Below are 24,618 nucleotides of genomic sequence, written 5' to 3' on the forward strand. Positions count from 1 at the left end.
CGAGGCGGGCCGATGGCCAGCCGACGCCGGCCGCCTGATCGATCTACGGCACGGGATCTAGGAGAGCGCATGACGGATGGACGTCTGGCTGGCAAGGTCGCCATCGTCACCGGCGGCGGCGGCGGTATCGGAGCTGCCATCGCCCAGGTCCTGCACGCCGAGGGGGCGCTGGTCGCGATCGCCGACATCAGTGGCAGGGAGGAGGCGGTGGCGGCGGAGTTGGGCGACGGCGCGATCGCGGTGTCGACAGACGTGGCCGACGACAGCGCCGTCGCAGCACTCGTCAGCCGAACGGTGTCCGAGTTCGGTCGCCTCGACGCGTTGTACAACAACGCCGGAATCGACGGGAACCTCAGTGCGCTAGCTGATTACACGCTCGAGGAATTCGATCGGGTTCTCGCCGTCAATGCTCGCGCGGTTTTCAGCGGCACACGGTACGCGCTGCCCATCATGATCTCGCAAGGTTGTGGATCGATCGTCAACACCGCATCGGTTGCTGGACTCATTGCCTTCCCCGGCCTATCGGCCTACTGCGCCAGCAAGGCCGCCGTTATCGGTCTAACGCGGTCGACCGCGGTCGAATACGGCCGAAGCGGAGTGCGCTGCAACGCAATTTGCCCTGGGGTGGTGAAGACCACGATGCTCACCGAGCTCGAGGAGCGCCACCCCGAGGCACTCACAGCGTTACTGCACACCACGAAGACCACGACGCCGCTCGGGCGGCTGGGGCTGCCAATGGAGATTGCCTCGGTCGCGGTGTTCCTCGCCAGTGACGAGTCGACGTTCCTCACCGGCGCGGTCATTCCCGTTGACGGCGGCTACACCGCGGTTTGACCACTACCCGCCAGGTTTCGCGCGCCTGCCGTCTGGCAAACGTCCCGTTCGACGGACTCCACGTTCGCCCCTTCGGAAAACGTCTTTGCCGTGGTGGCGCGAATAGCTTCTCCCTCAAGCGATTCGGTCATCCGCCAGTCCGCGGTCCGAGTGAATCCACCAGGAACACTTCGATGAGGGCCCGACGGTGCTCGGGGTCTGGGTCGGGTCGCAAAATGAGGGAGGTGAGTACCGTCTGCATCCACTCGTAGATGTCTGCGTCCGTGACATCGGAACGGACGACACCCTCCCTGCGCGCTTGACGAAGCCAAGGTTGCCAGTCGCGAAACCCCCGGTCGTGTACTGACGGCTGCCACAACGCCTGGTGGAGGGTGACTGGCGAATCCTCGCCGAGCAAGAGCGCCAGTTCGGCGTCGCTGCCCACGGCGTCCACTACCGCGGTCGCGCGCTGGATGAATGTTTCAATCAGAGACTCCTCCCCCCACGTCTGGCCGAGAATATCGTCGGCGAGCTCTGAGATCCGTTCCGCGATGGCTGCATTGATGAGATCGCGACGCGAGGCGAAGCTCTTGTACACGGTCTGGCGCGACACCCCGGCGGCCTTGGCGACATCATCCATAGTGGTGGCCCGAAGGCCCTCCCGACGAAAGCACTCGCGGGCCGCCTTCAGGATCTGGCCTCGGGCGATCTCGCGCGCCGAGGTGGCAGTTCCGGTCGGATTCGGCACATGCGGAGTGTAAGTCACGTCGCGCATCAACACATTGTGTATTGACAAACTGCTATCTATGTAATGTCATTAAGTCCGTAGTGTCAAAGGTCTCGAAGTCGCTTCGAAGTGACTCATAACGTGGGAGTGATAGATGCCGAATGTTCGTGCCGGAATAGCGATTTGGGCCTCCCGCCACGTTAGCCCGAAGACGGCCGGCCCGTACGCACAGGCGCTGCAGGCGACCGGCCAGATCGACTACGCGACGATCTGGGATCAGCTCACCAGCTGGTTTCCCAACGCGCTCTTCACGCCCGAGAACACGCCGTTGGCGGAGCAGTTCTCGGACATCGACTCACTCCAGGATCCCTTCGTCACCATGTCGTTCGCCATGAGTGCGGTTGACCAGCTGGGCTTCGCCATCTGTACCGACGCCACGCGCCGCGACGCTCCGGAACTTGCTCAGACGATGCTCACCCTGGCATCCGCAACCGAGGGCCACGCCTTGCTGTCGCTCGGCGCCGGCGAGGTACGCCACATCGGGCCATTCGGGCGCAAGCGGTCGCAGGGCTTGAAGCGGCTTAACGAGGCGCTGCAAGTGCTACGTCTGTTGTGGACCGAACGCGAACCGGTGAGCTTCGAGGGAGAGTTCTTCAACCTCAAGGACGCTTTCATTGGCAACGCTGCAAAGGATCGCCGGCCCGAGGTCATCGCCATGGGTGGGGGACCGCGACTCGTCGACATGGCGCTGAAGTACGCCGACGGCTTCGGAACTGGTGCGCCCTTCGTCTATGCGGACCCGGAGTCCTACGGAAAGGTCGTCCAGGGCCACCGGGAGACCCTGAAGGCAATCGGGCGCGGTGACGACACCTTCCACTTCGGCCTGCACCACATCTGCTTCATCACCAAGAACAAGGACGACTTCGAACAGTACATCGACAACCCCTTGGTCAAGTGGTACGCAGCGACCGGTGGGCGCATCAACCAGAACGACTGGGACCCCGAGGGCATCGAGCCGGTCATGCCCCGCGATTGGCACTACGCACTGCACATGAGGCCCAACTCGATGACGCTCGACGACTTCAAGGCCGTCACCGATCGCGTGACGCCGGAGATGGTCCGCAAGACGTTCTTCTACGGCACGCCCGACGACATCGCGGCCGAGATCAAGCCATTCGTCGAGCAAGGTGCGACGATCAACCTCGTGGCGGACTTCGCGCCGATGCTCATGCCGGTCGTCCCGGAGGAGATCATCGAGGCCTCGGCCGAGATCTGTCGTCTCATTAAGGCGTGACGACGGCGAGCTGCCGCCGGCCTTCGCGCCGCGAGAGTTGATGTCCGGCGAACGGACCGCGTCCATGATCGAGAACGTCCGCCGGTGACACCGCCTTACCACTTGCCGGACCGCGAGGCCATCGTCCCGAAGCGCACGGAATCGCAGGCGGGCCAGCGGCGAGATGGGCATCGATCGATAGGAGGTGGGGTCTCGTGAACGACTGCTCGCGCACCGTGCCACTACCCAGCCCTGCGATCGTTCCTAGACCGCAGGTGGTCGATCCCGCCGCCTTGCGGCGCACGTTGCGGCGGGCGCGGGATGGCGTTGCGCTGAACGTCGACGAGGCCGCGGTGGCGATGACCGCGCGCGGCGCGGATCTGGCCGACCTGTGCGCGAGTGCGGCGCGGGTGCGTGACGCGGGCCTGGAGTCGGCCGGACGGCGCGGCCCCGGCGGCGGGCTGCCGATCACGTACTCCCGCAAGGTCTTTATCCCGGTCACCCACCTGTGCCGCGACAACTGCCATTACTGCACGTTCGTCACCGTGCCGGGCAAGCTGCGCGCCGAGGGCGCCGGCATGTACCTCGAGCCCGACGAGATACTCGACATCGCCCGCCGTGGCGGCGAACTTGGTTGCAAGGAAGCACTATTCACGCTCGGGGACCGTCCCGAGGATCGCTGGCCGGGGGCGCGCGAGTGGCTCGGTCAACGAGGCTACGATTCGACGCTGTCCTACGTGCGGGCGATGGCGATCCGGGTGCTCGAGGAAACCGGGTTGCTGCCGCACTTGAACCCCGGTGTGATGAGCTGGTCGGAAATGGCGCGGCTCAAGCCGGTGGCGCCGTCGATGGGCATGATGCTCGAGACGACCTCGCGGCGGCTGTTCGAAACGAAAGGGCTTGCGCACTACGGCAGCCCGGACAAAGACCCGGCGGTCCGGTTGCGCGCGTTGACCGACGCGGGACGGCTGTCGATTCCGTTCACCACCGGGCTGCTGGTCGGCATCGGCGAGACACTGGAAGAACGCGCCGACACCTTGCACGCGATTCGCAAGTCGCACAAGGAGTTCGGTCATGTGCAAGAAGTGATCGTGCAGAATTTCCGGGCCAAGGAACACACCGCCATGGCCGCGGTTCCCGACGCCGGCATCGAGGATTACCTGGCGACGGTGGCGGTGGCGCGGCTGGTGCTCGGCCCCGGCATGCGTATCCAGGCGCCGCCGAACCTGGTCTCGCGCGAGGAGTGCCTGGCGCTGGTCGGCGCCGGAGTCGACGACTGGGGCGGTGTCTCGCCGCTGACGCCCGACCACGTCAACCCGGAGCGGCCGTGGCCGGCCCTGGACGAATTGGCCGCCGTCACCGCCGAAGCCGGTTACGAGCTGGTCCAGCGGTTGACCGCGCAGCCCAAATACGTGCAAGGGGGCGCGGCCTGGATCGACCCGCGGGTGTCCGGACATGTGCAGGCGCTGGCCGATCCGGCCACCGGTCTGGCCCGCGACGTCAACCCGGTGGGGCTGCCGTGGCAGGAGCCCGACGACGTCGGTTCGGTGGGCCGGGTCGACCTCAACGCCGCGATCGACAGCGAGGGCCGTAACACCGAAACCCGCAGCGACATCGACAGCGCCTTCGGCGACTGGGAATCGATCCGCGCGCACGTCCACGAACTCGCCGCGCAGGGCGCCAGCGCGCCAGAACGCCTGGACACCGACGTGCTTGCCGCGCTGCGCTCCGCCGAACGCGATCCCGCCGGCTGCAGCGACAACGAATACCTGTCACTGGCCACCGCCGACGGTCCCGCGCTGGAAGCCGTTGCCGCACTGGCGGATTCGTTACGCCGTGACACGGTCGGTGACGACGTGACGTTCGTCGTCAACCGCAACATCAACTTCACCAACATCTGCTACACCGGGTGCCGGTTCTGTGCGTTCGCGCAGCGCAAGGGCGACGCCGACGCGTATTCGCTGTCCACCGACGAGGTCGCCGACCGCGCCTGGGAGGCGCACGTCGAAGGCGCCACCGAGGTGTGCATGCAGGGCGGCATCGACCCCGAGCTGCCCGTCACCGGTTACGCCGACCTGGTCCGCGCCGTCAAGGCGCGGGTGCCGTCGATGCACGTGCACGCGTTCTCTCCGATGGAGATCGCCAACGGGGTGACCAAGAGCGGGTTGAGCGTGCGCGAGTGGCTCACCAGTTTGCGCGAAGCGGGCCTGGACACCATCCCCGGCACCGCCGCCGAGATCCTCGACGACGAAGTGCGCTGGGTGCTGACCAAGGGCAAGCTGCCGACCTCGATGTGGATCGAGATCGTCACCGCCGCGCACGAGGTGGGGCTGCGGTCGTCGTCGACCATGATGTACGGCCACGTGGACAGCCCGCGGCACTGGGTCGGCCACCTCAACGTGCTGCGCGACATCCAGGACCGCACCGGCGGTTTCACCGAGTTCGTGCCGTTGCCGTTCGTGCACCAGAGCTCGCCGCTGTACCTGGCCGGCGCGGCCCGGCCCGGGCCCACCCACCGCGACAACCGAGCCGTACACGCGCTGGCGCGAATCATGTTGCACGGCCGCATCTCCCAGATCCAGACCAGCTGGGTCAAGCTCGGTGTCGAGCGCACGCAGGTGATGCTCAACGGCGGCGCCAACGACCTGGGCGGCACGCTGATGGAGGAGACCATCTCGCGGATGGCCGGCTCGGAATACGGGTCGGCCAAGACGGTCGCCGAACTGACCGCGATCGCCGAAGGCATCGGGCGACCCGCCCGCCAGCGCACCACCGACTACACACTCCTCGCGTCTTAGCGACTCGTCGGATCTAGCCGGCGCCGCGCCCCACCGACGTCGGTTGGAACGGATCGCGCATGGGCTGCGGACGCGCGGCGTCAACTGTCATACGGTGTCGAGCGTGCGAAGATCTTGAGCCGCGACCGCCGCGCGGCGCACGGTCTCCAGCGTCACGTCGGCGCGCTGTGTAGACGGCATCAGCTTGCTCAAACCCAGTGTGCCCAGCCACATCAGCAAGGGATGCATCATCTGCTGGCCATAAAGCAGGAATGCTTCGTCGTCAGTTGGCGTCTCGATGCCCGCCTTCTGCAAGCGCCCGAGATATCGCGCGAGCAGTTTTCGTTCCCACGCTCGGCGATCCTCGGGCGGTAGGTGGGTGGCCAGCGCGTACGCCACGTCGCGAGCCCAGCCGCCCGTCGTGAGACACGACCAGTCGTAGAGACCCATTCGCCCCTCGGCGGTGACGTACCAGTTGCCAGGATGAACGTCGGTGTGCAGCAACGTCTGAGGTCCTTCGACGTTCCTTGCCATCGCGCGCATCAATGCCGGGTGGATCTCGTGGCGCCGTTCGAAGAACTCCGTCGACAAGACCGAACGAGCGCGTTCGCATCCGACGGCGATGCGCTTGCGGGCGGGCAGGGTCACGTTGAGGCGCTCGACGTATTCCACCGAATTCCGAAGCCAATGACCGAATCTCGACATCAATGGGCGCTGCCAGAAGGTGACGTGAAATTCGGCCAAGAGGTCGACGAGATCGTCGGCCTGACCTCGAGTAAGCGTACGATCGAGAGCGGTGCCGAACGTCGCGCCGCGCGCCTTGGCGACGTCTTCGACGATCAGGAAGAACCGCTCCGAATGCGGGTCGTAGGCGGCGTAACGCGCTTGCGGAGCTTCGATCGACAACTCAGGACGAAGCTGCGAATAGAAGGTTGCCTCGACCTCGCTGAGGTTCACAGCCGCCGACAACAGCCGCGTTGCGAAGGTGGGCAATGACTTCGTGAACAGCTGATCGGGCAGTCCAGCCGTGCGACCGACGTCGTTGTAGGTGACGACGAGAGGACACCGCGACGTCGCGCCGTCGTCGCGATTGCCGAACTCGAAGTTCGTGACGCGGGCGCCGGGTACCCCGTCGCACAACGCGAGCGTCAGCCATTCCTTCGTGACGTGTGCGGGACCTTGAGGAACATCGCGCAATGTCGTGGGACGCGGATTAGTTAACCGCTCCCGGACACGGCTGAAGCCGACTCGACCTGTCGTGACTGCGAATTCAACTCGCGGATTTATGCGAACTCCTTCCACGACTTCAGCAAATCTAATCTATTTTAATCAATTTTGAGTATTCTTGGGATGAAGGTTGGCAGCGGATGACTCGAACTGCGCCGACCGTTGGAGCAGTCGAAGTTGGGAAACGACAACATGAACGACTTGATCGACACCGATCTGAGCGATCCCGAGCACTTTCGCAGTGGCCCGCCGTTCGAGGTGTTCAGCGCCCTGCGCGAACGGGATCCGGTGCACTTGAACCCCGTTGGCTTCGTAGGCGAGTCCTTCTGGTCGCTCACGCGGTGGGAAGACTGTGCGATGGCGAGCAAGGACACCGACACGTTCTCCTCCACCGGTGGGTCGACCATTCCCGGTACCGCGGCGCTCGGTGATCTTCAGAAGTTGATGATGGTGAGCCAAGATCCGCCGCATCATACTGCGCGCCGAGCGATCGTCCACAAGGTCTTCACACCGCGCACCGTGATTGGTCAGACCGCTGCGATCACCGCGGTGCTCAACGGGCTGTTGGATCGCGTGCAGGAACGGGGTCGGTGTGACCTCGTCGCCGACGTCACCGCGCCATATCCACTGCTCGTCATCGCCGAGATGCTTGGCGTCCCAGGGGAGGACCAGCACGACCTGCTGCGGTGGTCCAACGCCATCGGCCAACTCCAGGGCAGTGAGGACTCGGCTGGCGAGCTGATGACGGCCATGAACGAGATGCGCGCGTACCTGGTCGCGTTCATCGCGTCGCGCCGCGCCGACCCCAAGGACGACCTGATTTCCAAGCTGATTCATGCGGAGGTCGACGGTCAACGATTGACCGACAACGAGTTGCTCGTCTCGTTCGCCGAACTCATGGTGGCCGGGAATGAGACGGTGCGCACAACGCTCGCCGCGGCGATTTGGTTGCTCCTCGAGCATCCCTCCGAGTTCGAACTGTTGCGCGAGGATCCGAGCCTCACCGGCAACGCCGTCGAGGAAGTCCTGCGCTACTGGACGCCCAACGTCTATCAAGCCCGTACCGTCACCAAGGACGTCACCATCGGCCAGCGCACTCTGCGCGGGGGTGAGCGCATCGCGATGTGGTTGTGTTCGGCCAACCGCGATCCCGAAATCCACGCCGACCCCGACCGATTCGACATCCGCCGAAAAGATCCGCGCCACATGTCGTTCGGCGGTGGCGGTAGACACTTCTGCCTCGGCGCGGGCCTTGCGCGGCTCGAGCTCGGCATCGGATTGCCCATCTTGATCGAACGCCTCCGGGGCCTGAGGTTCGACGGCGACCCGTCGATCATTCCGCATACGTTCTTCCATGCGGTCGGCTCGGTGCCGATCGTCTACGAGCCAGTTCGCGTCGCGTAACGAGACCCCGCACCGCCAAGTCCCAAGAGAAGAGGGAATGACGACATGCCGCAGACGCCACCGTCGACACCCGACGCTCAGCTCCGATGGTTGCTCGCTCGCGCGCAGATCGGCGATCTCCTCACGTCCTACGCCTTGAGCGCGGACGCGCGGGATTGGGCAAGCATCGCCGAACTCTTCGTCACCGATGGAGTGGTCGAGTCTCCCTTGGGGAGCTTCCCGGCGCGCGAGTATCCGCGCTACGCGGAGAATTTGATGGCTCCCTTCGCGGCAACTCATCACACCATCCCCAACCATGCCGTGACGATCGACGGTGACCGCGCTCGGTCTCGCGCTTATCTCCAGGCGATTCACGTGACGGACACGGCGGACCCAAGCCAGCACGCGGATATCGGCGGGTGGTATGACCACGAGTGGGTACGCGTCGACGGCCGTTGGATGGTCGAGAAGATGGTCCTGAGCTTCGTCTGGACCGACGGAGCGCCGCTGACACCGTCGGCCACGGACGCCGAGGGCAGGGCCTGATCACGGGTCTGGATGGACTAAGGCATCGCCAGTCGTCGAGCGCAGGGCTACTGCGGATGCTTTATCGTCAGTCCGGCGACGAGCGACTTCAACCGCGGCTCGGCGGTGGTGCCCGCAAAACCCCCGAGCCAATCAGCCGCCGAATCGACAAGGTCATCGGTCAATGCGATTCCGCGATCAGCGATGACCGTGAGCAGTTCCTCGACCGCCTGGGCGGAATCACCTGCCCCCAGCGTCACGCACAACCAGGTTCGTTCCTGGCTCGTCAATACTGACTCGGTGACGGTCGCCAGCGCCCAGGCGAAGCGCACTTCGTCGCTCGTCGTCATCGGACGGTAGTTGCGGCGTCGGCCCGAAACATCACGCGGCGCAACCTGTTCTGGGGAATTGGGCCGCACCATTATCGTGCGCCACCTGCGCTGATGGTCGTGTCGTGTCAGCATGGAGTGCGCGCCTGAGCGATCAAGGCGTCCGATGACACCGAGGGAGAAGCCATCCGGGCTGCTTTCTTCGAATTGCGCGGCGCACGTCGACACTCGCAGGACAGTCAATTCTGCGCGATATTTTTAATTGAGAATCAATTTCACAGTGATCTGCCCGCCTTGTCAAGACCGAATGTTGGTCCGCAGAGTTCATTTGGAGCCGTTCGGCACTCGGTCCTGAACGGGCACACCTTAAAAGTGCAATGCGTCGAAACGCCAGTCCAAAACGCGACGGTCTTGCTCCTGACTCACCGCGTAGACCACTGACCGCAAGCTGAGCACTCCGCCGCGGCCGTCGGCGCGAGGTCGCGCGGACTCCACGGAGATGTCGCTGTAAAGGGTGTCGCCTTCGTGCACCGGCCCGGTGTGGTCGCAAGACGTCCAGCCCAATACCGTGACGATGTTGGGCAGCGTCCGCGACACCTGGGCGAGTGCCAACCCGATCGTGTGTCCTCCGTAAACCAGGCGAGTCCCGCTCATTCGCGAATCATGATGTACGGCAGCGATGTTGAGCGTGATTCGAGCGAGTTCTGGGGCGCCGCTGACCACGTCTGCAGTGCTGCGCCACGTCCTGCCTGCCAGGGCCTCGTCGAAGCGTGGTCCGGGCACTCTGGTTCGGAACGCGTCGTCGTCCCATTCCGCGGTGGCAGTGGACGTCGAAGCGCCGGCGCTTCCGATCCCGTTCATGTCATCGTCGTATCCCGTGTCGACCGCATTGCTGCTCAGCGGCAGCATCGCACAGCGATGGAAGTCAAGGACGAGCCGTCCGTGCTGATCGACGGTGGTGATGCGAAGCGCAGCCAGCCCGGTTGCGGCGCGGTCCGACCTCGTGGCGTTCTGTTTAAGTCCGACGACTTCGGTTCGGGTGCACAGCGTGTCACCGAGGACGGGGAATCGGTGGAAGGCGAGGCCGCGGTAGAAGAGATTGGCCTTCACCCGTTGCGTGGCCAGAGTCGACTGTCCAATGGCGACGTCGCACACGTAGCCTGGGTGGGCTATCGCCGACGCCGATCCAGTGACGGCACGGCTGAGCGTTTCGTCGAGCGGCAATCGCAGTCGGTCGCCAAGGATCGATTGATGGACTGCTGCTGCGCCGCTACTCAGCGTCATGGCGGGCGCCGAATCGAACACCATGCCCGGGGAGAGATCGTCGAAGAACGGTCCGCCCGTGCGATGCCCTGGGCCGGCCACGTCAGGGCGTCCCACCCGGCTGCTCCGCCGCCGGGTCAACTCGCGCCCGCGAATCGCCGGGGGCGGGGGCCTGTGAGGCGACACCCAGCAGCGCCGCGACGAGACTGATCGAGGCCATCACGATCTTCGGGAGCACCGCTTCGTCTCGGCGGATTGCGCTCGCTGCGACGTAGGAGTCGACGAGATCGGTGACGATTCCCACGTGAGCGACTCTATGTCGGGCTCTTCCTCGGGTGAGCAGGACAAGCAGTGCGTAGCTAACCTGTCGCGCACCGAACAGCTGGGTCACGAGGAGGGCCGCCGAGTCTTGGCTCCTTAGAGCCTTCAACACGACGCGTGGTGCCGTGACCGCCGCAAGACCGGCACCGAGCCTGATCGCGACAATCAGCGCCAGGGCCCGGGCTCCGCGAACCGATCGGAGCTCGATCATGGATTTTCCTCTCCGTTAGATGATGTGAGAAGTCGGGCGCGCAGTTGCGCCAGTGAGTCGGTGGTCATGCCGTGCGCGAGCAGCCACCGATCGGCCCCACCAGCTTCGGCATGGAGCCGAAGCACGGCCTCGATGGCCTCGGCGCTCGCCTCGAGCGCTTCCGGGTAGGTGCCGGCAAGATCTTGAATACGCACCGCTGCAGGCGAATCGAGCGCAGCCAGGCGCGCGAGGATCCGGTGGACGTTCGGGCCGGTCTCGACGTAGTCGGCGATGATTCCGGCGACGGACACCCCGATCGCGCCGAGGATCGTCGCCACGACGATTCCAGTCCGGTCCTTGCCCAAGGTGCAGTGCACGAGAACGGGATGTTCGGACTTCGCGACGACGTCGACGGCCTCCACGATGGCCTGCTCCGCCCCGTCGATCGTGTACTCGTAGAGCCCAGCCAGTCCGCCATGCTTCAAGATGTCGTCGGCGTCGAAGTCGAGAACGTTGAGCTTCTTGGACAGTGGCACTCGATGGATGGTGGCGCCGAACTCGGTCAGCGGGTGCGGACCGACGTACTCGGACACCGAGCGGAGGTCGACGACCGTGGCGGGCGGCCACCCCGGAAGCGATGGCGGGGGATCGCTCTGAGCGGGAGCGTCGCCGCGGAATAACGCATGCGGTCGGACCCGACCTCCCACGAGCGACTCCTGACCCGAGACCTCGCGCAGATTCTGCGATCCAGGGGGTGCCTTGGGCGTAGTCAAGCCGTCTCCAGTTCGGTCATGGTGCGGCGCGAACCGCTGGCGTCGTCACGCGCCCCCCGAGACCGACGGTCCGTCCCCGAGGCGCCGGCTGACGTGCGCTCGAACGTAAGCCTCGATTCCTCGCGCCAACGCCCTCCGATGGCTCGCTATGCTTCACGACCGACATCGTCCGGGGCGTACGGGCCTGCTAGCCCGCTGGTTTCGTTGATTCTAACACGAAATAGAAATCGATGAAGGGTTACGGAAGGAGTGAACGGTCCGGGCCCGCCTTTCATCGTCATGATGCGTGTGGCGCTCGAGCTAATGGACCAGGGCCTTGGGTCGCTCGACGATCCGATGCCCGCACCAACCCCGCGTCGGTGGTCCTCGTGTCGCTCCAGGGCTTCGATCCACCCGGGGCGGAGACCGAGTGGGTCACCGGCCACAGGTGAGAATCGTCGCATCAGTCGGCAGCAACGCGCGTCGGGCCTGTGACGGGCCCCGCAGCGCGGACGGAGGCGTTGGATATGGCCTCGCCGCGCTCGAGGGCATCCCAGATGACCGCCACGCAATCGCCGGGTGGCCTTGAAGCGACTCGGCATGGCAACCATGTCGCCTCCAGTCCCGAGCTGACGCCGAATTCGGTGTCTACCGGCCCTGTCCAGCGCGGTCACCGAAATCCCCACTCTCGCAATCTCGTAGTGCAGTGCGTGCGCGTTTCGAGGTGTGGCTGCCTTACTGGCGCCGTATGCTGCGAAGTTCACAGGGGGACTCAGGATGCCGGCCAGGGATAAGAAGATGGCCACCGCGCCAGACCTTCGATCGATCATGCGCGGAGTAAACGCGCGAGCCACGGGCGCCAGCGTGTTACTCGACGAGGGTGAACGCTACGTCGTCACGAAGACGCGTTGCATCGGCCACCGGGGTCGCTGCCCGCATGACGTGATTGGGTGGACCGCTACGAGGAATACAAAGTCTTCCAAATGATTTCGGTACCGGTTTCCAACAACGACGCGTCGATGGCCTGATTGGGCACCACCTGCTGCATGACGCGATCGACCATGGCCACGAGCCACGGCGCCGTCGTGGCGGCTGCGAGTTCTGCGTCAACCCATCCAGCTCGCTGGCCGCGCACCATGTGTCTGCGGAGGGCGGTGGCGCGACGCTGGAACGCATCGTCCCGGGTACGGCGCAGCAGGGGACTGCGCGCGCCTAGGTCTTGGATCGCGTTCACCACGACGTGCTCGTCGCGGTGCACCGAGGCGAGGTCGGTCAGGACCCTTAAAATCAGGTCGGCGCCCGGCCTCGTCGCTTCCCACCATTCGGCGAGCACGTCGTCGAGGCGGGCGTCGAGGGCGTGGTGCCATCCACGAACGAGCTCACCCTTGTCCTCGAAGTAGAGGTAAAAGCTTGCACGCGACATGCCCGCGCGGCGAGAGAGCCGATCCACGCTGAGATCGGCGAATGTGCTCCCCTCGGCGACGAGAGCCCCCGCCGCGCCGGCGAGGGCGCGCAACGCATCGGCCCGGCGGGCCGACCGGGTGGGAAGACGGCGCCGTTCTGGCCTCGTCACCGCACACCGTGGACTGGCGACGTGTACAAGGTTCGCCACACGATGTCGGTGACTGCGGCGGTGTACTTCTCGACGGTCCGCTCGTCGGCAGGTCCGATCAGCTGCATCTGCCCGTACTCCAACATCCAGGTCAGCCAGATGGCGAGATCGCTCGCCGAACGGGTTGCGGCGATGACGCCAGTACGTTGCCCCTCCCGGACGTGATGCTCCACGGCGGCGACGAAGACGGCCATCATTTCCCGAAAGTGCGCTCCGATGACGTCATCCTGTGTCGACTGTTCGACGATGCACCGCATGACGACCCGATGTGATCGATAGGCGCCGAAGATGATTCGAAACGATTCTTCGTACTCCGCCCTGGTGCCGCCAGCTGTCATTGCGAGCCACGAAGTGGCAGCGTGCAGGAAGTCGTCCCGTACGGCACCGACGAGACTGGAGAGCAAGCCGCTCTTGTCGCCGAAGTATTTGTAGAATGTCGAGCGCGCGACACCCGCCTCGCCGATGAGCTGATCGACGCTCAATTCGCCGTAGCTCGTCTCGTCGTCGACCAATCGCTCGATCGCGTCTGCAAGCCGGCGCTGAAACTTTGCGGCCGCAGTGGGATTTCGCTTGACGACGAGTTCCGCACGCCGTCGCGAACTCGACGGTTGAGCTCTCACGACGCCGATGATAACCATGCGCCGCTGCTCACAGCGCCACTTCACGCCAAGCACACGGTCGCACCAGGAGACGATCGCGGCGCTCGGGACCGTGAGGCGAGGCACGGTTCCACCCGGCCCCGGGGTGGGTCATGCGTCACGACTGCTACCACGACCTTCGACGCCCACGAAACCGCGGAGCGACGTTCGACGCCGTCGTCCTTCGCCCTCGAGCTCAAAGGCTGTTTGATGCAGGGAAATCCCGATGGGAGCGCGCGCCGACGTTGCGCGGGCGGCCAGGTGAATCACGTCAAAAGAATTGCCCATTGTGTTCCATACCTCACGCCGCATACAGTGTGTCTAGTCGTTGCGGTTGCGATGTCGAGAGCCTCGTCAACCGCGCGACGCGCAACCGACGGCATGCGAAGCATCGATTCGTGTGCTGCCACGACTCGCCCGATCACCCCCGGAGATCTGCGATCTCCGCCGTGAGCGCTCTCGCGCTGCCCAAGACGGAAGGATCTGCCATGAAGGATGAACTGCCCCGTGTCGCTGATGTGGTGGTGGTGGGATCTGGCCACAACGGTCTCGTTGCCGCTGCATACCTTGCCAAGGCGGGTTTGGACGTCCTGGTCGTGGAGGCATCGCCGACCGCCGGTGGGATGACCTCGACGAATTCATTTGCCCCGGAGGCGCCGGAATACACGATCAACGAGGCCTCGATTCAGGCGTCGTTGTTCCGGACTACGACAATCAACGCCGACTTGGAGTTGGCGACCCGATATGGGTTGCGGCAAACGGTGATCGATCCGGCGCACTTCCAATTGTCGGCCGATGGTGCGTCGTTGGGGTTGTGGCGTGATCCGCGCAAGACCGCCGCGGAGTTGGAGTATTTCTCCAAGAAGGACGCACGCGCGCTCATCGAGCTTTACGAGGTGATCGACGCCGCGGTGGAGATCGGTCTGCCGATGATGCAGACCAACGTGGTCGCGCCCGACATCTCGGCGATCCTCAAGGCCGCCAAGGGAGTGGCTAAGAACCGCAAGCAACTCTCCGCGATCGGGCGGTGGATGGCCAGCTCGCAGACCGAGGCGGTCGAGGAGAGCTTCGAGCACGACATGATTCGGGCGCCGCTGCTCTCGTCGCTGCCGTTCATGCCCTTCGATGCCGACATGTCGGGCTGGTCGCTGATTTACCTGGGCGTGCTATCCAAGTACGGCGTGGCGATGTTTCACGGCGGCACCGGATCCCTACCTAAGGCCTTGATCTCGGTGATCCGCGACAACGGCGGCCAGGTCGTCACCAACTCCCCGGTCGAAGAACTTATTGTCACCAACAACCGGTGCACCGGCGTGCGGATCCGCGGCGGGGTAGAGGTCCACGCCCGCCGCGGGGTTCTGACCGCGTGCAGCCCCAAGACCACGCTGACCCGGTTGCTGCCGCGCGGCATCCTGGACCACAAGAAGCAAAACGCCGCCGATCACATCCCGACCCGCAAGCGCGGGATCGCCGATGCGAAGGTCAACGTGGCGCTGTCTGGGCGCATCGACATGTCCAAGCATGAGAAGTGGCGCGGCGATGGCATCGACATGCGCCTGGCGTGCAACTGCTACCACACCTACGAAGAGGCCAAGGACGCCGCCAAGGCGTGCGTGCGCGGCCAAGTGCCCGACGCGATTCCCGGTTTGGCGCAGGTGACCAACGCCTTCGACCCGTCGATGTCACCCCAGGGCAAGGACCTGTGGTGGTTTTGGACCGGGCTGACCCCGTCGTTCCCCGTGGACGGCTGGGACGTGGCTCGCAAGAAGATCACCGACAGCATCATCAAGGACGCCGACCAGTACTACAAGGGCGTCGAAGACCTGCAAGTCGCCGTCCGCCCGCTGGTATTGCCCGACATCGAGGAACGATTCTGGGCCATCGACGGCTCGGTCTACCACGTCGACCCCACCATCAGCCGCTTCGGACCCAACAAACCCGTCGTCGGGTTCGCCGGCTACACCACCCCGGTCGAGGGCCTGTTCCTCACCGGCTCGGGCACCCACCCGGTGGCCGGCATCAGTGGCATGCCCGGCCAAAATGCCGCCCGCACCATGCTCAAGCAGTTCCGTCTCGAAGACAAGGGCGGCCGGCTCGGCGCCCTGACCCACCGGCTGTTCCAGGAGCGTCGGCGTGCCGAACTGAATGCCGATCCCTACACCAGCGGCCAAAACGACCCCCTCCCCGGCCGCTCATAATCCCACGTGCCAATGAATCCCAAGCTCCGACTGGCCAAGAAGGCGGCCGTGGTCGGTGTGCATAGTCTGGTCGAGAAGTTCCGACCACCCCCACTGAGCACATCCGAGCACGTCCCGACTTCGGGTGCGGACCTCAACGTCGACTGGCTAACGGCGGTGCTTTGTCACGACACGCCGGGTGCCAGAGTCGTGTCGTTCAGCACTGCGCATGGAAGTAGCGGAACGTCTGAGCGCCTTGCCTTACGGGTCCAATACGACGCCAATGGATCTGCAGCTGATCTGCCCACGGCGTTGTTCACCAAGTCCACCAAACACTTTCGTCAACGCATGACACTGGGCGGCGCTGGAGCGATTAACGGGGAGAGCCAGTTCTACACCCGACTCCGGCCAAAGGCGGAGATTGAGGCACCCATGGGCTACTGGGGTCGAGTGGACCCCGTGTCGTGGCGGTCGATCACCATCATGGAGGACGTCACCGCGACGAAGGGAGTTCGCTTCCTCACGCCGACGACGGGCTTCACCTACGCGCAAATCGCCGATCTGGTAGACGAACTCGCCCGATTGCACGCTCCTCTGTGGGGTGATCCCGACATTCTGGGGCTCAAGACACCCGCCGACTACCTGGCGAAGACACGGGTGTTCCTGGACATCAAGAAGCGCTGCCACGTGGGCATGGAACGCGCGAAGCGCGTCATACCCCGGCGTCTCCTCGGGCAGAGCGATCGACTCTTCGAAGCAACGGTTCGGTCGATGGATCTCAGTAGTCACTGCATGCCACGCACATTGCTGCACGGTGACGCGCACGCGGGCCAAACCTATGTCACCTCTTCGGGCAAGATGGGTTTGGGGGACTGGCAGGCAGTCCTGCAGGGTGGCTGGGCGTTCGATTTCGCCTACCTCGTGAACTCTGGTTGCGAGCCGGAGGACCGTCGGCTCTGGCAAGAGGACTTGCTCCGCCGATACGTGCAGACGTTGCAGGAAGCCGGCGGCCCAACGATCGGGTTCGATGCCGCCATGCTGAATTACCGGCAGCAGTCGTTCTGGCCATACACCGCTTGGGCTTTCACGATTGGTCGGGCACCATACCAACCAAAGATGCAACCCGTCGACACGTGCCTGGCAGTCGTCCGTCGCACGGCGGCGGCCATCGACGATCTCGATGCCGTTGGTTCTTTGGACTGATGAGACGACCCCGAAGGCTACCCGAGGTCTGCGTTGCCGACTACTGGGGCGGACGACGCGTGGATCCGGTTCCTGCTCCGCAGATCGGTGGCAATCAACGAGGAAAGTCGAACGAGATGATCGTGGATCAAATGAAGGTGGCGGCCCAGGCGCTATGGCTCACGGCGGTATCGGCCGACGAGCGCATCCGTGGACGTGACCCGGTGACGCGCGCTGACCAAGTCCCTGCGGCCGTCGAGCAATTGACTGCGGAATGGCTCACGGCCGTTCTGACGGACGGCACCCCAGGCGCGACAGTCAACGCCTTCGAACTCGGGGAGGGATCGGCGGGCACTAGCACTCGAAGAGCGATTACGGTGCACTGGAATCAAGCTGGCGTCGAGGCGGGACTGCCGCGCGACGTGTACTCGAAGTCGACGCCATCGCTTCTCAATCGTCTGCTCGTCGGGGTGACCGGAGCCGCGGGCGCGGAGGCCTTGTTCTACGGCAAGATCCGATCACACCTGGACATCGGGGCGCCGGCGGGATATCACGGTGCGTGGGATCCGCGGACCTGTCGGTCCATGGTCTTGACCGAGGACATCGCCGCAACGCGCGGCGCCACCTTCGCCGATGCCACCCAGTTGAAGGTGACACGCGATGCGGCTGAGTCGATGATCGCCGAGCTCGCGCGCGTGCACGGGACGATGTGGGAAGACGCGCGCTTGGCCGGCGAGTGGAAGCTGATGCGTTCCGACGACTGGCAGCGCATGTTCAATGCTCGGATCGGCTTCGATCGCGGTGCGTTGGTCGGCATGCGCATGTTGTCCGACCTCATACCTGCAGAGTTGCACGCCCGGCAATCCGAGATCCGCAGCGGGCTGATGCGTTCCCTGGAGTACAGCGTGAGCGGGCCGCTCACGCTGCTGCATCAAGACGTTCACCCGAATAACTGGTTCACCCTCCCCGACGGTTCACTGCACCTTTACGACTGGCAAGGAATCGGTACCGGCGGGTGGGCACTCGACTTGAGCTATGCGCTTAGCGCTGGGCTCGACGTCGAAGATCGCCGCGACTGGGAACGCGACCTGATCGGACTTTACGTCGACCAGCTAAGCCTCAACGGTGGTCGGCCTCCCAGCGTCGACGAGGCATTCTTGGCTTATCGGCAACAAATGTTTCGCGGCTTCATCTATTGGACCTACACCTTCCTCGTGGGAAGGGTTTCGAAGCTCCAGCCGGACGCTCACGTACGGCAGGTGGTGCAACGGACGGCCCAAGCAATGGTGGACCTCGAATCGCTCGACAGCCTTCACCGCCCACCGCGCTGGTGAATAACGTGCCCGGTCGTCTCCGGATCCGGCAAAACTCTGGTGGGCTCGCCATAGGTAGTCGTATGCTGGAAACATTGCTTTCTAATGTGGAATAAATTGTGAGGAGCCTGTTGATGTCATCGATGGCCCCAGTAGAAACGCATGGAATGGATTCTCCCGTCAACGAGGTGGGGCAGTGGGTGGCCACCGGATTGACGTGGGGCTTGGGCTTGTTCGTGTTGGTATGGATCGTGACTTTGAGCCGGCGCGAGCGGACGATCTGGCCTCTGTGCGTCGCTGTGAGCGGCACGCTTGGCTGTTTGATGGAGCCACTTTTCGATCACTTATACGGTCTGTGGTTTCGTGAACAGGGCCAGTGGCACCTCTACACCACCTTTGGAAGCTCGCAGCCTGTGTGGCTCCCGGCGGCGTACCTGACCTTCTACGGAGGGGCCACCGTCTACATCGCTCGATACCTCAAGCGTCGGCCGACGATGCGCTCGGTATGGCAGATGTACGGATTCATCGTTGTGATGGCAATCGCCGCGGAGATGACCTACGTCAGCATCCTGCGGGTGTACGAGTATCAAGACAGCCAGCCATTCGTCGTCTTCGGATACCCGATTTTCCTGGGGTTCACGAATGCGATGTCGGCCCTCGTCAGCGGCATCCTCGTATATCGCTTAGTGCCGCTGCTCAAGGGCTGGGGTTACCTGTCCTTGATCCCACTCGTCCCGATAGCCTTTGCTGCGGGGTTGTTCGGTTCGGGCATCGTCTACCTGTCCGTGCGACACGGCCTCGAGAATCCTTCGACGCTCTTGGTCCACCTAGCCGCGCTCACGGTCGTGGGCGGCATCGCGAGCACGGTCGCGCTCTTAGGTAGGTTGCTGGTCGCGCCCGCTGGGGCACCGGTGTCGCCATCCCATGCGAGCGTTCGCCGGCGCCGCGACTTGGCGCCCAATGGCTGAATCGTGTGCTCGCGACGGTAAGTCGATGATCGTCGCGCTCGCGGGTGTGAGCCGGTCGCTCGCCACGATGGCCCGACTCGACGTGGCCCAGGTTGCCGGATCAGAAGTGCGGAAGCATGGTTGACGCTCGGGCGGCGTCGATCGGTCGCGCCGTGGGTCGTGCTGGCCTCACGGCGTCGGCCCGGTTATCTGAGCACGTTCGGCCGAAGCGGATTCGTCGTGTCGAGGACGTGCCCGGGACCATATCGGCGATCAACGAAGAATGGCTGACCGCCGTCTTGTGCCGCGATCATCCCGGGTTGCGGGTGACCTCGTACACGGCCCACGATATGACTTCTCAGACGACGTCCCGCGCTGCACTGAACATCTCGTACTCCGAGGATCGCCCCGGCGGCCCCCCTGCTGATGTGTTCGTCAAGCTGATGGCGACCACGCGGCAGCGACTCTTCGCTGGTCTCATTCGCATCCTCGACGGTGAGGCCGAGTTCTACGGCCGATTGCGACGGCTCGCCGAGTTCGAGTGCCCGCACGGATACTTCGGCGCCGTGGATCGTCGGTCGTGGGCGTGTGCAACGGTCATCGAAGACATCGTTGCGACACGCGGCGCCAAGTTCTGCCACGCCACGACGACGTTCGACCGGGCCGCGATCGAATCGCTTCTCGCCACCATGGCGGCGTATCACGGCCAGTATTGGGGGCATCCAGCCGTCGCGGCGAGCCCGTTGAAGCGGCCCGAAGATCACTTTGCAAACATTGACGTGTTCTTGAACGCCCGCAAGCGGAGCCGGATCGGCGTTCAACGCACGGATGGATTTCCCTCGGCCCTGCGTAGCAGACAAGACGAACTGTGGACTGCCCTCGCATCGTCCATGCGAGAGTTGAGTCACGGCGGACCACCGACCCTCCTGCACGGCGACGCACACGTCGGCAACACGTACCGCACCCGTGATGGCGCGGTCGCTCTTGCAGACTGGCAAGTGGTGATGCAGGGCGGCTTCGCGTACGACGTCGCCGACGTCATCTCGACTGCACTGACGATCGAGGACCGGAGGAACTGGGAGCGGGATCTCCTCGTCTTCTACCTCGAGCGGCTCCGCGAAGCCGGTGGGGACCCTCCTGGGTTCGCCGATGCCTGGAATCTCTACCGCCGCAGCCTGATGTACCCGTTCTTCTGTTGGGCCACCGTGCTCGGCGCCCCGGCCTGGATGCCCGACACCCAGCCCGCCGACCTTGCGCGGACCCTGGTCGAACGCGTCGGAACCGCGATCGAGGACACGGACGCGCTGAGCGCGTTCTGAGACGCCCGTGTTCTGCTGGCCACGCTAAATCCGTTTGCGCGCAACAACTTTCGTGGAATCACTCGTCCAATCCAAACGGCACCCCGTGACGTACGGTTCGATCGATCGAGCTCCGACCGGCCGCAAGGGCAGGCCGACTCCGCGGCCGACTCGCCGCAGTCAGCGCGCCTCGGGAGACGGCAGGAACGAGCGCCGGTAGTCCCGTTCGACGACGCCCCATCCCACCTGGCCGTCGGGGGCCGTGAATTTCATTGCGCCCTGTGTCACGAGCAGTGGGTCGTGTTCCTCCTCCATGGCAGCTCCGTTGACGTTCACGTTCGGTTCCAGCAGCGTCAGCGTGTAGCCGTGAAGGAACTCCGCGGTGTATACCTCTGGCGGGTCGACACCGACGGTCAGCGTCAGGTGGTGCGGTTCGTGCGTGGCCAGGTCGCTCAGACCCGTGATCGTCAGGTCGGTACCGATCGTGCACACTTCGTCCTGCTGCACGGTGGAGATCCGGATGTCGACCTGGCCTTCGCGCCGCCAGTTCACCAGACCGTTGGCGACTCGCCCGCAGTCAGGGAATACCGCGACGAAGAAGTTCAGCCCACCGAAGTCGGCTAAGTGCCGCGGGCCGCTGGAGTGATCGCGATGCGCGACGCCGTCCAGCGACCATTGGCGGTCCCCCTCGACGCTCAGTGACCCCTGGCACCGAAAGCCCTGGGTGTGATGAAACGCCGCCCAACTGAGATTCTCAAAACCCAAGGCGGCGTGCATATCCCACACGGGGGCCGCAGCGTCCAGCTCGACGTCGAAACGAAATGCGGTGGCCCTACCGGCGCCGACCGGTCCCACCGCCATCCGGGCCCTGGTGGTCGGTTCTCCAGCACCGTCGAAGGTGACTTTCCACTTCTTCAGCGGCTCAACACACGTCACCTTCACGTTTCCGGTCGCCGGCCCCCGGCCGTCGGCCGCTCGCCCCCAGGAGCGGTCTGCGAGCAGCTCTCCGTTGGGCAGCATCGCGATGACCTGTCCCCACCACAGATCGAGATCTCCGGGCCATCTCCCGATGTGGACGAATAACCCGACGCCCTCCGCGGGTGACCAGATGTGGAAGTACATGGTCTCGCTCCAGTCGGAAACGTCGTGCTGAACCGGATGGAGGAGATCGTATTCGCCGAGAACCCCGAAGGGGTTCGGTCCCCGCAGAACTCGCTTTGGGGGCGTTGGCGACATCACTTCCTCCATTTGGCTTGCAATTTGAAGCACCGAGCCGAGGCCACGCGGCCCTGCGGCTTTCGGCCGCGGTTTATTCTAGGTTCAAAACAGACGATTCATCTAGGTTGTATCCGCTCGGCTCCCATCCCTATGATGACCCACGTGGCGCACCATCGAGGGAACCCGACAGGGGCCGAGCGCGTCGCCGCATGGCATGGCGCGTTCGGCGATGCCCCGGGGACATGCTGGCTCAAGACTACTCGAGGCCGTCGAACGACTGCTAGTGAACCTGGCGTTTCCAGACAGGCCTCGGCGAGGATTGGTCGACCGTAATTCGGTGCCGCAGTTCGGCGCTGTTCGACGCTTCTTCGGGCCGGGCACCGTCATCGGAGCGACCTTTCCAACGCGGTGGCGACAGGCCGATCATCGCGCCAGTGCCCGGCGCTGAGTTGATCCGGATTCACCACGTCGGCCACGACCGATGATCGATCAACCGGAGACGATCAGCCGCATGATCGTCGACTCCGTCTCGTGCCCAAGGTGATCGACGGCGCCGGACCGATCCGATTAGGCTTCGCCGGAGGCGCGCCCAGATCCGTTGCTAGAACGTACCCCTATTCGGGCAGATGTTCTGAACGGACCGGTCGGCGAAGTGCAAGGCCGTGTCCATGTTCCAGTCCGAATGCATCGACTTCACCTGTTGCCCGGCATCCCACAACGAAGCACCGTCGGGCGGTGCCATGGCCTTGCACACGGCCTGGCCTTCACGGATCGCTTGATGGGCGTCGATCACTATGCCGTCTTGAGCGATCGCCTGAAGGAAGACGCGGTAGTTGGCGACGTTTCCAGTGTCATCGGGTTCCGCCTGTACTGGCACCGCAAGCGTGATCATCAAGGGTAGAACGGCGATCGCCGCGAGCTTCCTTCGCATGCAACTGATCCTACGACCATCCGCCCCCAGATTGGCGCGAATTCGGTGCAGTACGTGTCCGCAGATCGACTCGTCAGTGCGCAGTCGGCGCCGCGTACGAGGTCCGAGGGTGCGCCATCTGCAAAATTCGAATGCGTTTTCGAATCTGTCAGATGGCGCACGCTCATCGTGCGGTCATTCATGATGCGTCGAGGCCGTCATGGGCCGCTGGTTCTGGTGGCCGCTGAATGCCAGGACGAACCGTTAAAAGGGATTGCGCCCAATGCGTTAACGCCACACCGCGCAGGTGGCAAACTCAACCGATGCCGGGATCGGGGAAACGAGGGCCAGGGCGTCCGCCAGCCGCGAGGGTTGACGATACGCGCTCGCGGATCATGCAAGCCGCGCGCTCAGTTTTCAGCGAGCGGGGCTACGAGGGTGCAACGATTCAAGCCATCGCGGCACGCGCCGGACTGACCAGACCGGCGATCAACCACTACTTTCCGAGCAAGCAAGCGCTGTACCGCGTGGTGCTTAACGCCACGAACGAATCTGTCCTTGGGGCCGGTATCAACCACGCGCAACGCGAGACCACGCTTGCGGCCCGGCTGAATGCGTTCATCTCCGCGGCGGTGAGCGCGAACTTGGCTTGTCCTGCCGGATCGGCGCTGTTAGTCAACGGCATACTCGAATCGCAGCGCCATCCGCAGTGGACCAGCACCCAGAACGATACTGTGCGGATCTGCCGAGAATTTCTTAACTACGTTGTCACCGACGCAGTGGACCGCGGCGACATCGCCACGGATATCGACGCGTCGGCGTTGGCCGAAGCGCTGTTGGTGATGCTTTGCGGGTTGGGTCTTTACGCGGGTTACGTTGAGGACTATCAGGGGATGCTCGCCGTTATCGACCGGGTACGTCCGGTTCTTTTAGAAGGTGGACTCTGGGGGGCCACACCCGGAAATTGACCAACGCACGGCTGATGGCGCATCGCCATGCAACGATGCCTGACGAGCGGTCGCCACATCATGTGCCGGCGATGCTGCGTGCGGCTGCTGCGCCGATGAGTGCGAGTCGCAGGCGATCACGGTCGGAAACATCCGACGTTCGTCGCCCCAATTTTTTAATCGATGTTCGGTATTGTCGGCAGCGTGGGATGGTCGATGGATTATGCGAAGAGCGCGCGGTGGCTTCCCAGTCGTAGATTTTGTTTCGGATCAGGTTGTCCGTCGCGTACCTTCGCGCCGTTCGGCAGAGAAGCCCACGACGACGACGTAGGTGTCCACGCCACTTCGGCAGCCCGTGAGTATTTAACAAAAACTAGAAAATATGTTAGTCTGCTCGTCGTTGTGGTTTTCGCTTCACGGATGCTTCTTCGATGAAGTGTGTCAATGATGGGTCAAGCGCCTCCAGTAGATGAGCGCCTCATCTCTGATGACGTGCTGTGTGCAGACCATCAGTTGTGCTAGCGCGCAATAGATTTGACAATGCCCTGAGTGTTGGCGGACGTACGTCGAACACGGTGAGGCAGTCGCAGTAGCTGAACCATTCGCGGGTAGAACTGCGGGGCGGTGACGTTCGAAAATGCAAGACCGGCGCTGAGCCGCCTAATGCACAACAGGTGCCTGTAACAGCGAATCGCTACTGCCCGAACGACATTGAACAGTCAGCGGAGGACGGCCGAACGGGCCTTCGTCGGCGGAGCGCTCGGTGATGCGGTAAAGTCCTTGGCGCAACCGCTGA

At 64.0% G+C, this 24,618-nt stretch carries 22 protein-coding genes; 11 read left to right on the forward strand and 11 right to left on the reverse strand.

Annotated elements, in window-relative coordinates:
* The first annotated feature begins 12 nt into the window (after positions 1-12).
* Positions 13-834 (forward strand): SDR family NAD(P)-dependent oxidoreductase, encoded by an 822-nt coding sequence (locus tag AC0KS4_RS06525; RefSeq protein ID WP_232065580.1) that lies wholly within the window; start codon positions 13-15, stop codon positions 832-834.
* A 127-nt stretch (positions 835-961) separates the two neighbouring features.
* Here the strand turns inward: AC0KS4_RS06525 and AC0KS4_RS06530 are convergent, their stop codons facing one another.
* Positions 962-1,588 (reverse strand): TetR/AcrR family transcriptional regulator, encoded by a 627-nt coding sequence (locus tag AC0KS4_RS06530; protein WP_041785504.1) that lies wholly within the window; start codon positions 1,586-1,588, stop codon positions 962-964.
* 106 nt (positions 1,589-1,694) lie between these two features.
* Here AC0KS4_RS06530 and AC0KS4_RS06535 point away from each other — a divergent pair, with 106 nt between their 5' ends.
* Together AC0KS4_RS06535 and AC0KS4_RS06540 are read left to right on the forward strand one after the other, a co-directional pair.
* On the forward strand, positions 1,695-2,834 hold the full coding sequence (locus AC0KS4_RS06535; protein ID WP_014384287.1) for an LLM class flavin-dependent oxidoreductase: 1,140 nt from the start codon (positions 1,695-1,697) through the stop codon (positions 2,832-2,834).
* Positions 2,835-3,028: 194 nt separating this feature from the next.
* The gene (locus AC0KS4_RS06540) at positions 3,029-5,611 is read left to right on the forward strand and encodes a bifunctional FO biosynthesis protein CofGH (protein WP_425326381.1); all 2,583 of its coding nucleotides are present in this window, start codon (positions 3,029-3,031) and stop codon (positions 5,609-5,611) included.
* Between the two features lie 87 nt (positions 5,612-5,698).
* On the opposite strand, the gene AC0KS4_RS06545 is transcribed toward AC0KS4_RS06540, so the two are convergent.
* Entirely contained in the window at positions 5,699-6,787 is a 1,089-nt protein-coding gene (locus tag AC0KS4_RS06545; RefSeq protein WP_238957613.1) for an aminoglycoside phosphotransferase family protein, read from the reverse strand.
* Between the two features lie 222 nt (positions 6,788-7,009).
* On the opposite strand from AC0KS4_RS06545, the gene AC0KS4_RS06550 reads away from it, so the two are divergent.
* Both AC0KS4_RS06550 and AC0KS4_RS06555 read left to right on the forward strand, forming a co-directional pair.
* Positions 7,010-8,221 (forward strand): cytochrome P450, encoded by a 1,212-nt coding sequence (locus AC0KS4_RS06550; RefSeq protein ID WP_238957615.1) that lies wholly within the window; start codon positions 7,010-7,012, stop codon positions 8,219-8,221.
* A 45-nt stretch (positions 8,222-8,266) separates the two neighbouring features.
* On the forward strand, positions 8,267-8,746 hold the full coding sequence (locus tag AC0KS4_RS06555; protein ID WP_238957616.1) for a nuclear transport factor 2 family protein: 480 nt from the start codon (positions 8,267-8,269) through the stop codon (positions 8,744-8,746).
* A gap of 47 nt (positions 8,747-8,793) precedes the next feature.
* On the opposite strand, the gene AC0KS4_RS06560 is transcribed toward AC0KS4_RS06555, so the two are convergent.
* The 7 genes from AC0KS4_RS06560 to AC0KS4_RS06590 all read right to left on the reverse strand — a co-directional run bounded on the left by AC0KS4_RS06560 (position 8,794) and on the right by AC0KS4_RS06590 (position 13,704).
* Positions 8,794-9,282 carry a hypothetical protein gene (locus AC0KS4_RS06560; protein ID WP_472408501.1) on the reverse strand — a complete coding sequence of 163 codons (489 nt, stop codon included), beginning with the start codon at positions 9,280-9,282 and terminating at the stop codon, positions 8,794-8,796.
* Between the two features lie 138 nt (positions 9,283-9,420).
* Positions 9,421-10,362, reverse strand: coding sequence for a hotdog family protein (locus AC0KS4_RS06565; protein WP_051019770.1), 942 nt, complete (start codon positions 10,360-10,362; stop codon positions 9,421-9,423).
* Between the two features lie 58 nt (positions 10,363-10,420).
* Positions 10,421-10,621: a hypothetical protein gene (locus AC0KS4_RS06570; protein WP_014384294.1), complete on the reverse strand. Its 201-nt coding sequence runs from the start codon at positions 10,619-10,621 to the stop codon at positions 10,421-10,423.
* A gap of 224 nt (positions 10,622-10,845) precedes the next feature.
* A complete protein-coding gene (locus tag AC0KS4_RS06575) occupies positions 10,846-11,601 on the reverse strand; it encodes a tyrosine-protein phosphatase (RefSeq protein ID WP_080588003.1) in 756 nt (251 codons plus the stop codon).
* A 146-nt stretch (positions 11,602-11,747) separates the two neighbouring features.
* A complete protein-coding gene (locus AC0KS4_RS06580) occupies positions 11,748-12,434 on the reverse strand; it encodes an SDR family NAD(P)-dependent oxidoreductase (protein ID WP_425326380.1) in 687 nt (228 codons plus the stop codon).
* Between the two features lie 104 nt (positions 12,435-12,538).
* Positions 12,539-13,153 (reverse strand): TetR/AcrR family transcriptional regulator, encoded by a 615-nt coding sequence (locus tag AC0KS4_RS06585; protein WP_238957617.1) that lies wholly within the window; start codon positions 13,151-13,153, stop codon positions 12,539-12,541.
* Positions 13,150-13,704, reverse strand: coding sequence for a TetR/AcrR family transcriptional regulator (locus tag AC0KS4_RS06590; protein ID WP_238957619.1), 555 nt, complete (start codon positions 13,702-13,704; stop codon positions 13,150-13,152). The genes AC0KS4_RS06585 and AC0KS4_RS06590 overlap by 4 nt, the downstream gene beginning before the upstream one ends.
* Before the next feature lie 614 nt (positions 13,705-14,318).
* Here AC0KS4_RS06590 and AC0KS4_RS06595 point away from each other — a divergent pair.
* The 5 genes from AC0KS4_RS06595 to AC0KS4_RS06615 all read left to right on the forward strand — a co-directional run bounded on the left by AC0KS4_RS06595 (position 14,319) and on the right by AC0KS4_RS06615 (position 20,768).
* Complete coding sequence (locus AC0KS4_RS06595; protein ID WP_041784880.1) at positions 14,319-16,028, forward strand: phytoene desaturase family protein; 1,710 nt, start codon at positions 14,319-14,321, stop codon at positions 16,026-16,028.
* Positions 16,029-16,040: 12 nt separating this feature from the next.
* Positions 16,041-17,210, forward strand: coding sequence for a phosphotransferase (locus AC0KS4_RS06600; protein WP_041784882.1), 1,170 nt, complete (start codon positions 16,041-16,043; stop codon positions 17,208-17,210).
* Positions 17,211-17,269: 59 nt separating this feature from the next.
* Positions 17,270-18,523, forward strand: coding sequence for a phosphotransferase (locus tag AC0KS4_RS06605; RefSeq protein WP_014384300.1), 1,254 nt, complete (start codon positions 17,270-17,272; stop codon positions 18,521-18,523).
* Positions 18,524-18,636: 113 nt separating this feature from the next.
* Positions 18,637-19,470 (forward strand): hypothetical protein, encoded by an 834-nt coding sequence (locus AC0KS4_RS06610; protein ID WP_197748736.1) that lies wholly within the window; start codon positions 18,637-18,639, stop codon positions 19,468-19,470.
* 230 nt (positions 19,471-19,700) lie between these two features.
* Entirely contained in the window at positions 19,701-20,768 is a 1,068-nt protein-coding gene (locus AC0KS4_RS06615; protein ID WP_238957620.1) for a phosphotransferase, read from the forward strand.
* Positions 20,769-20,927: 159 nt separating this feature from the next.
* Here AC0KS4_RS06615 and AC0KS4_RS06620 read toward each other — a convergent pair whose 3' ends face one another.
* Both AC0KS4_RS06620 and AC0KS4_RS06625 read right to left on the reverse strand, forming a co-directional pair.
* Complete coding sequence (locus AC0KS4_RS06620; RefSeq protein WP_238957621.1) at positions 20,928-21,983, reverse strand: hypothetical protein; 1,056 nt, start codon at positions 21,981-21,983, stop codon at positions 20,928-20,930.
* Positions 21,984-22,566: 583 nt separating this feature from the next.
* Positions 22,567-22,896 carry a DUF732 domain-containing protein gene (locus AC0KS4_RS06625; protein WP_041784884.1) on the reverse strand — a complete coding sequence of 110 codons (330 nt, stop codon included), beginning with the start codon at positions 22,894-22,896 and terminating at the stop codon, positions 22,567-22,569.
* Positions 22,897-23,198: 302 nt separating this feature from the next.
* Here AC0KS4_RS06625 and AC0KS4_RS06630 point away from each other — a divergent pair, with 302 nt between their 5' ends.
* On the forward strand, positions 23,199-23,843 hold the full coding sequence (locus tag AC0KS4_RS06630; RefSeq protein ID WP_308193093.1) for a TetR/AcrR family transcriptional regulator: 645 nt from the start codon (positions 23,199-23,201) through the stop codon (positions 23,841-23,843).
* The last annotated feature ends 775 nt before the right edge of the window (positions 23,844-24,618 follow it).

The organism is Mycobacterium sp. NTMscope_MAC_12 (assembly GCF_976985675.1).

What these genes read in the sequence shown, in the direction of transcription:
- AC0KS4_RS06525 (WP_232065580.1), top strand. Translation starts at nt 13, where the DNA reads ATGGCCAGCCGACGCCGGCCGCCTGATCGATCTACGGCACGGGATCTA.
- AC0KS4_RS06530 (WP_041785504.1), bottom strand. Translation starts at nt 1,588, where the DNA reads ATGCGCGACGTGACTTACACTCCGCATGTGCCGAATCCGACCGGAACT.
- AC0KS4_RS06535 (WP_014384287.1), top strand. Translation starts at nt 1,695, where the DNA reads ATGCCGAATGTTCGTGCCGGAATAGCGATTTGGGCCTCCCGCCACGTT.
- AC0KS4_RS06550 (WP_238957615.1), top strand. Translation starts at nt 7,010, where the DNA reads ATGAACGACTTGATCGACACCGATCTGAGCGATCCCGAGCACTTTCGC.
- AC0KS4_RS06555 (WP_238957616.1), top strand. Translation starts at nt 8,267, where the DNA reads ATGCCGCAGACGCCACCGTCGACACCCGACGCTCAGCTCCGATGGTTG.
- AC0KS4_RS06565 (WP_051019770.1), bottom strand. Translation starts at nt 10,362, where the DNA reads ATGGTGTTCGATTCGGCGCCCGCCATGACGCTGAGTAGCGGCGCAGCA.
- AC0KS4_RS06595 (WP_041784880.1), top strand. Translation starts at nt 14,319, where the DNA reads ATGAAGGATGAACTGCCCCGTGTCGCTGATGTGGTGGTGGTGGGATCT.
- AC0KS4_RS06600 (WP_041784882.1), top strand. Translation starts at nt 16,041, where the DNA reads ATGAATCCCAAGCTCCGACTGGCCAAGAAGGCGGCCGTGGTCGGTGTG.
- AC0KS4_RS06610 (WP_197748736.1), top strand. Translation starts at nt 18,637, where the DNA reads ATGTCATCGATGGCCCCAGTAGAAACGCATGGAATGGATTCTCCCGTC.
- AC0KS4_RS06620 (WP_238957621.1), bottom strand. Translation starts at nt 21,983, where the DNA reads ATGTCGCCAACGCCCCCAAAGCGAGTTCTGCGGGGACCGAACCCCTTC.
- AC0KS4_RS06625 (WP_041784884.1), bottom strand. Translation starts at nt 22,896, where the DNA reads ATGCGAAGGAAGCTCGCGGCGATCGCCGTTCTACCCTTGATGATCACG.
- AC0KS4_RS06630 (WP_308193093.1), top strand. Translation starts at nt 23,199, where the DNA reads ATGCCGGGATCGGGGAAACGAGGGCCAGGGCGTCCGCCAGCCGCGAGG.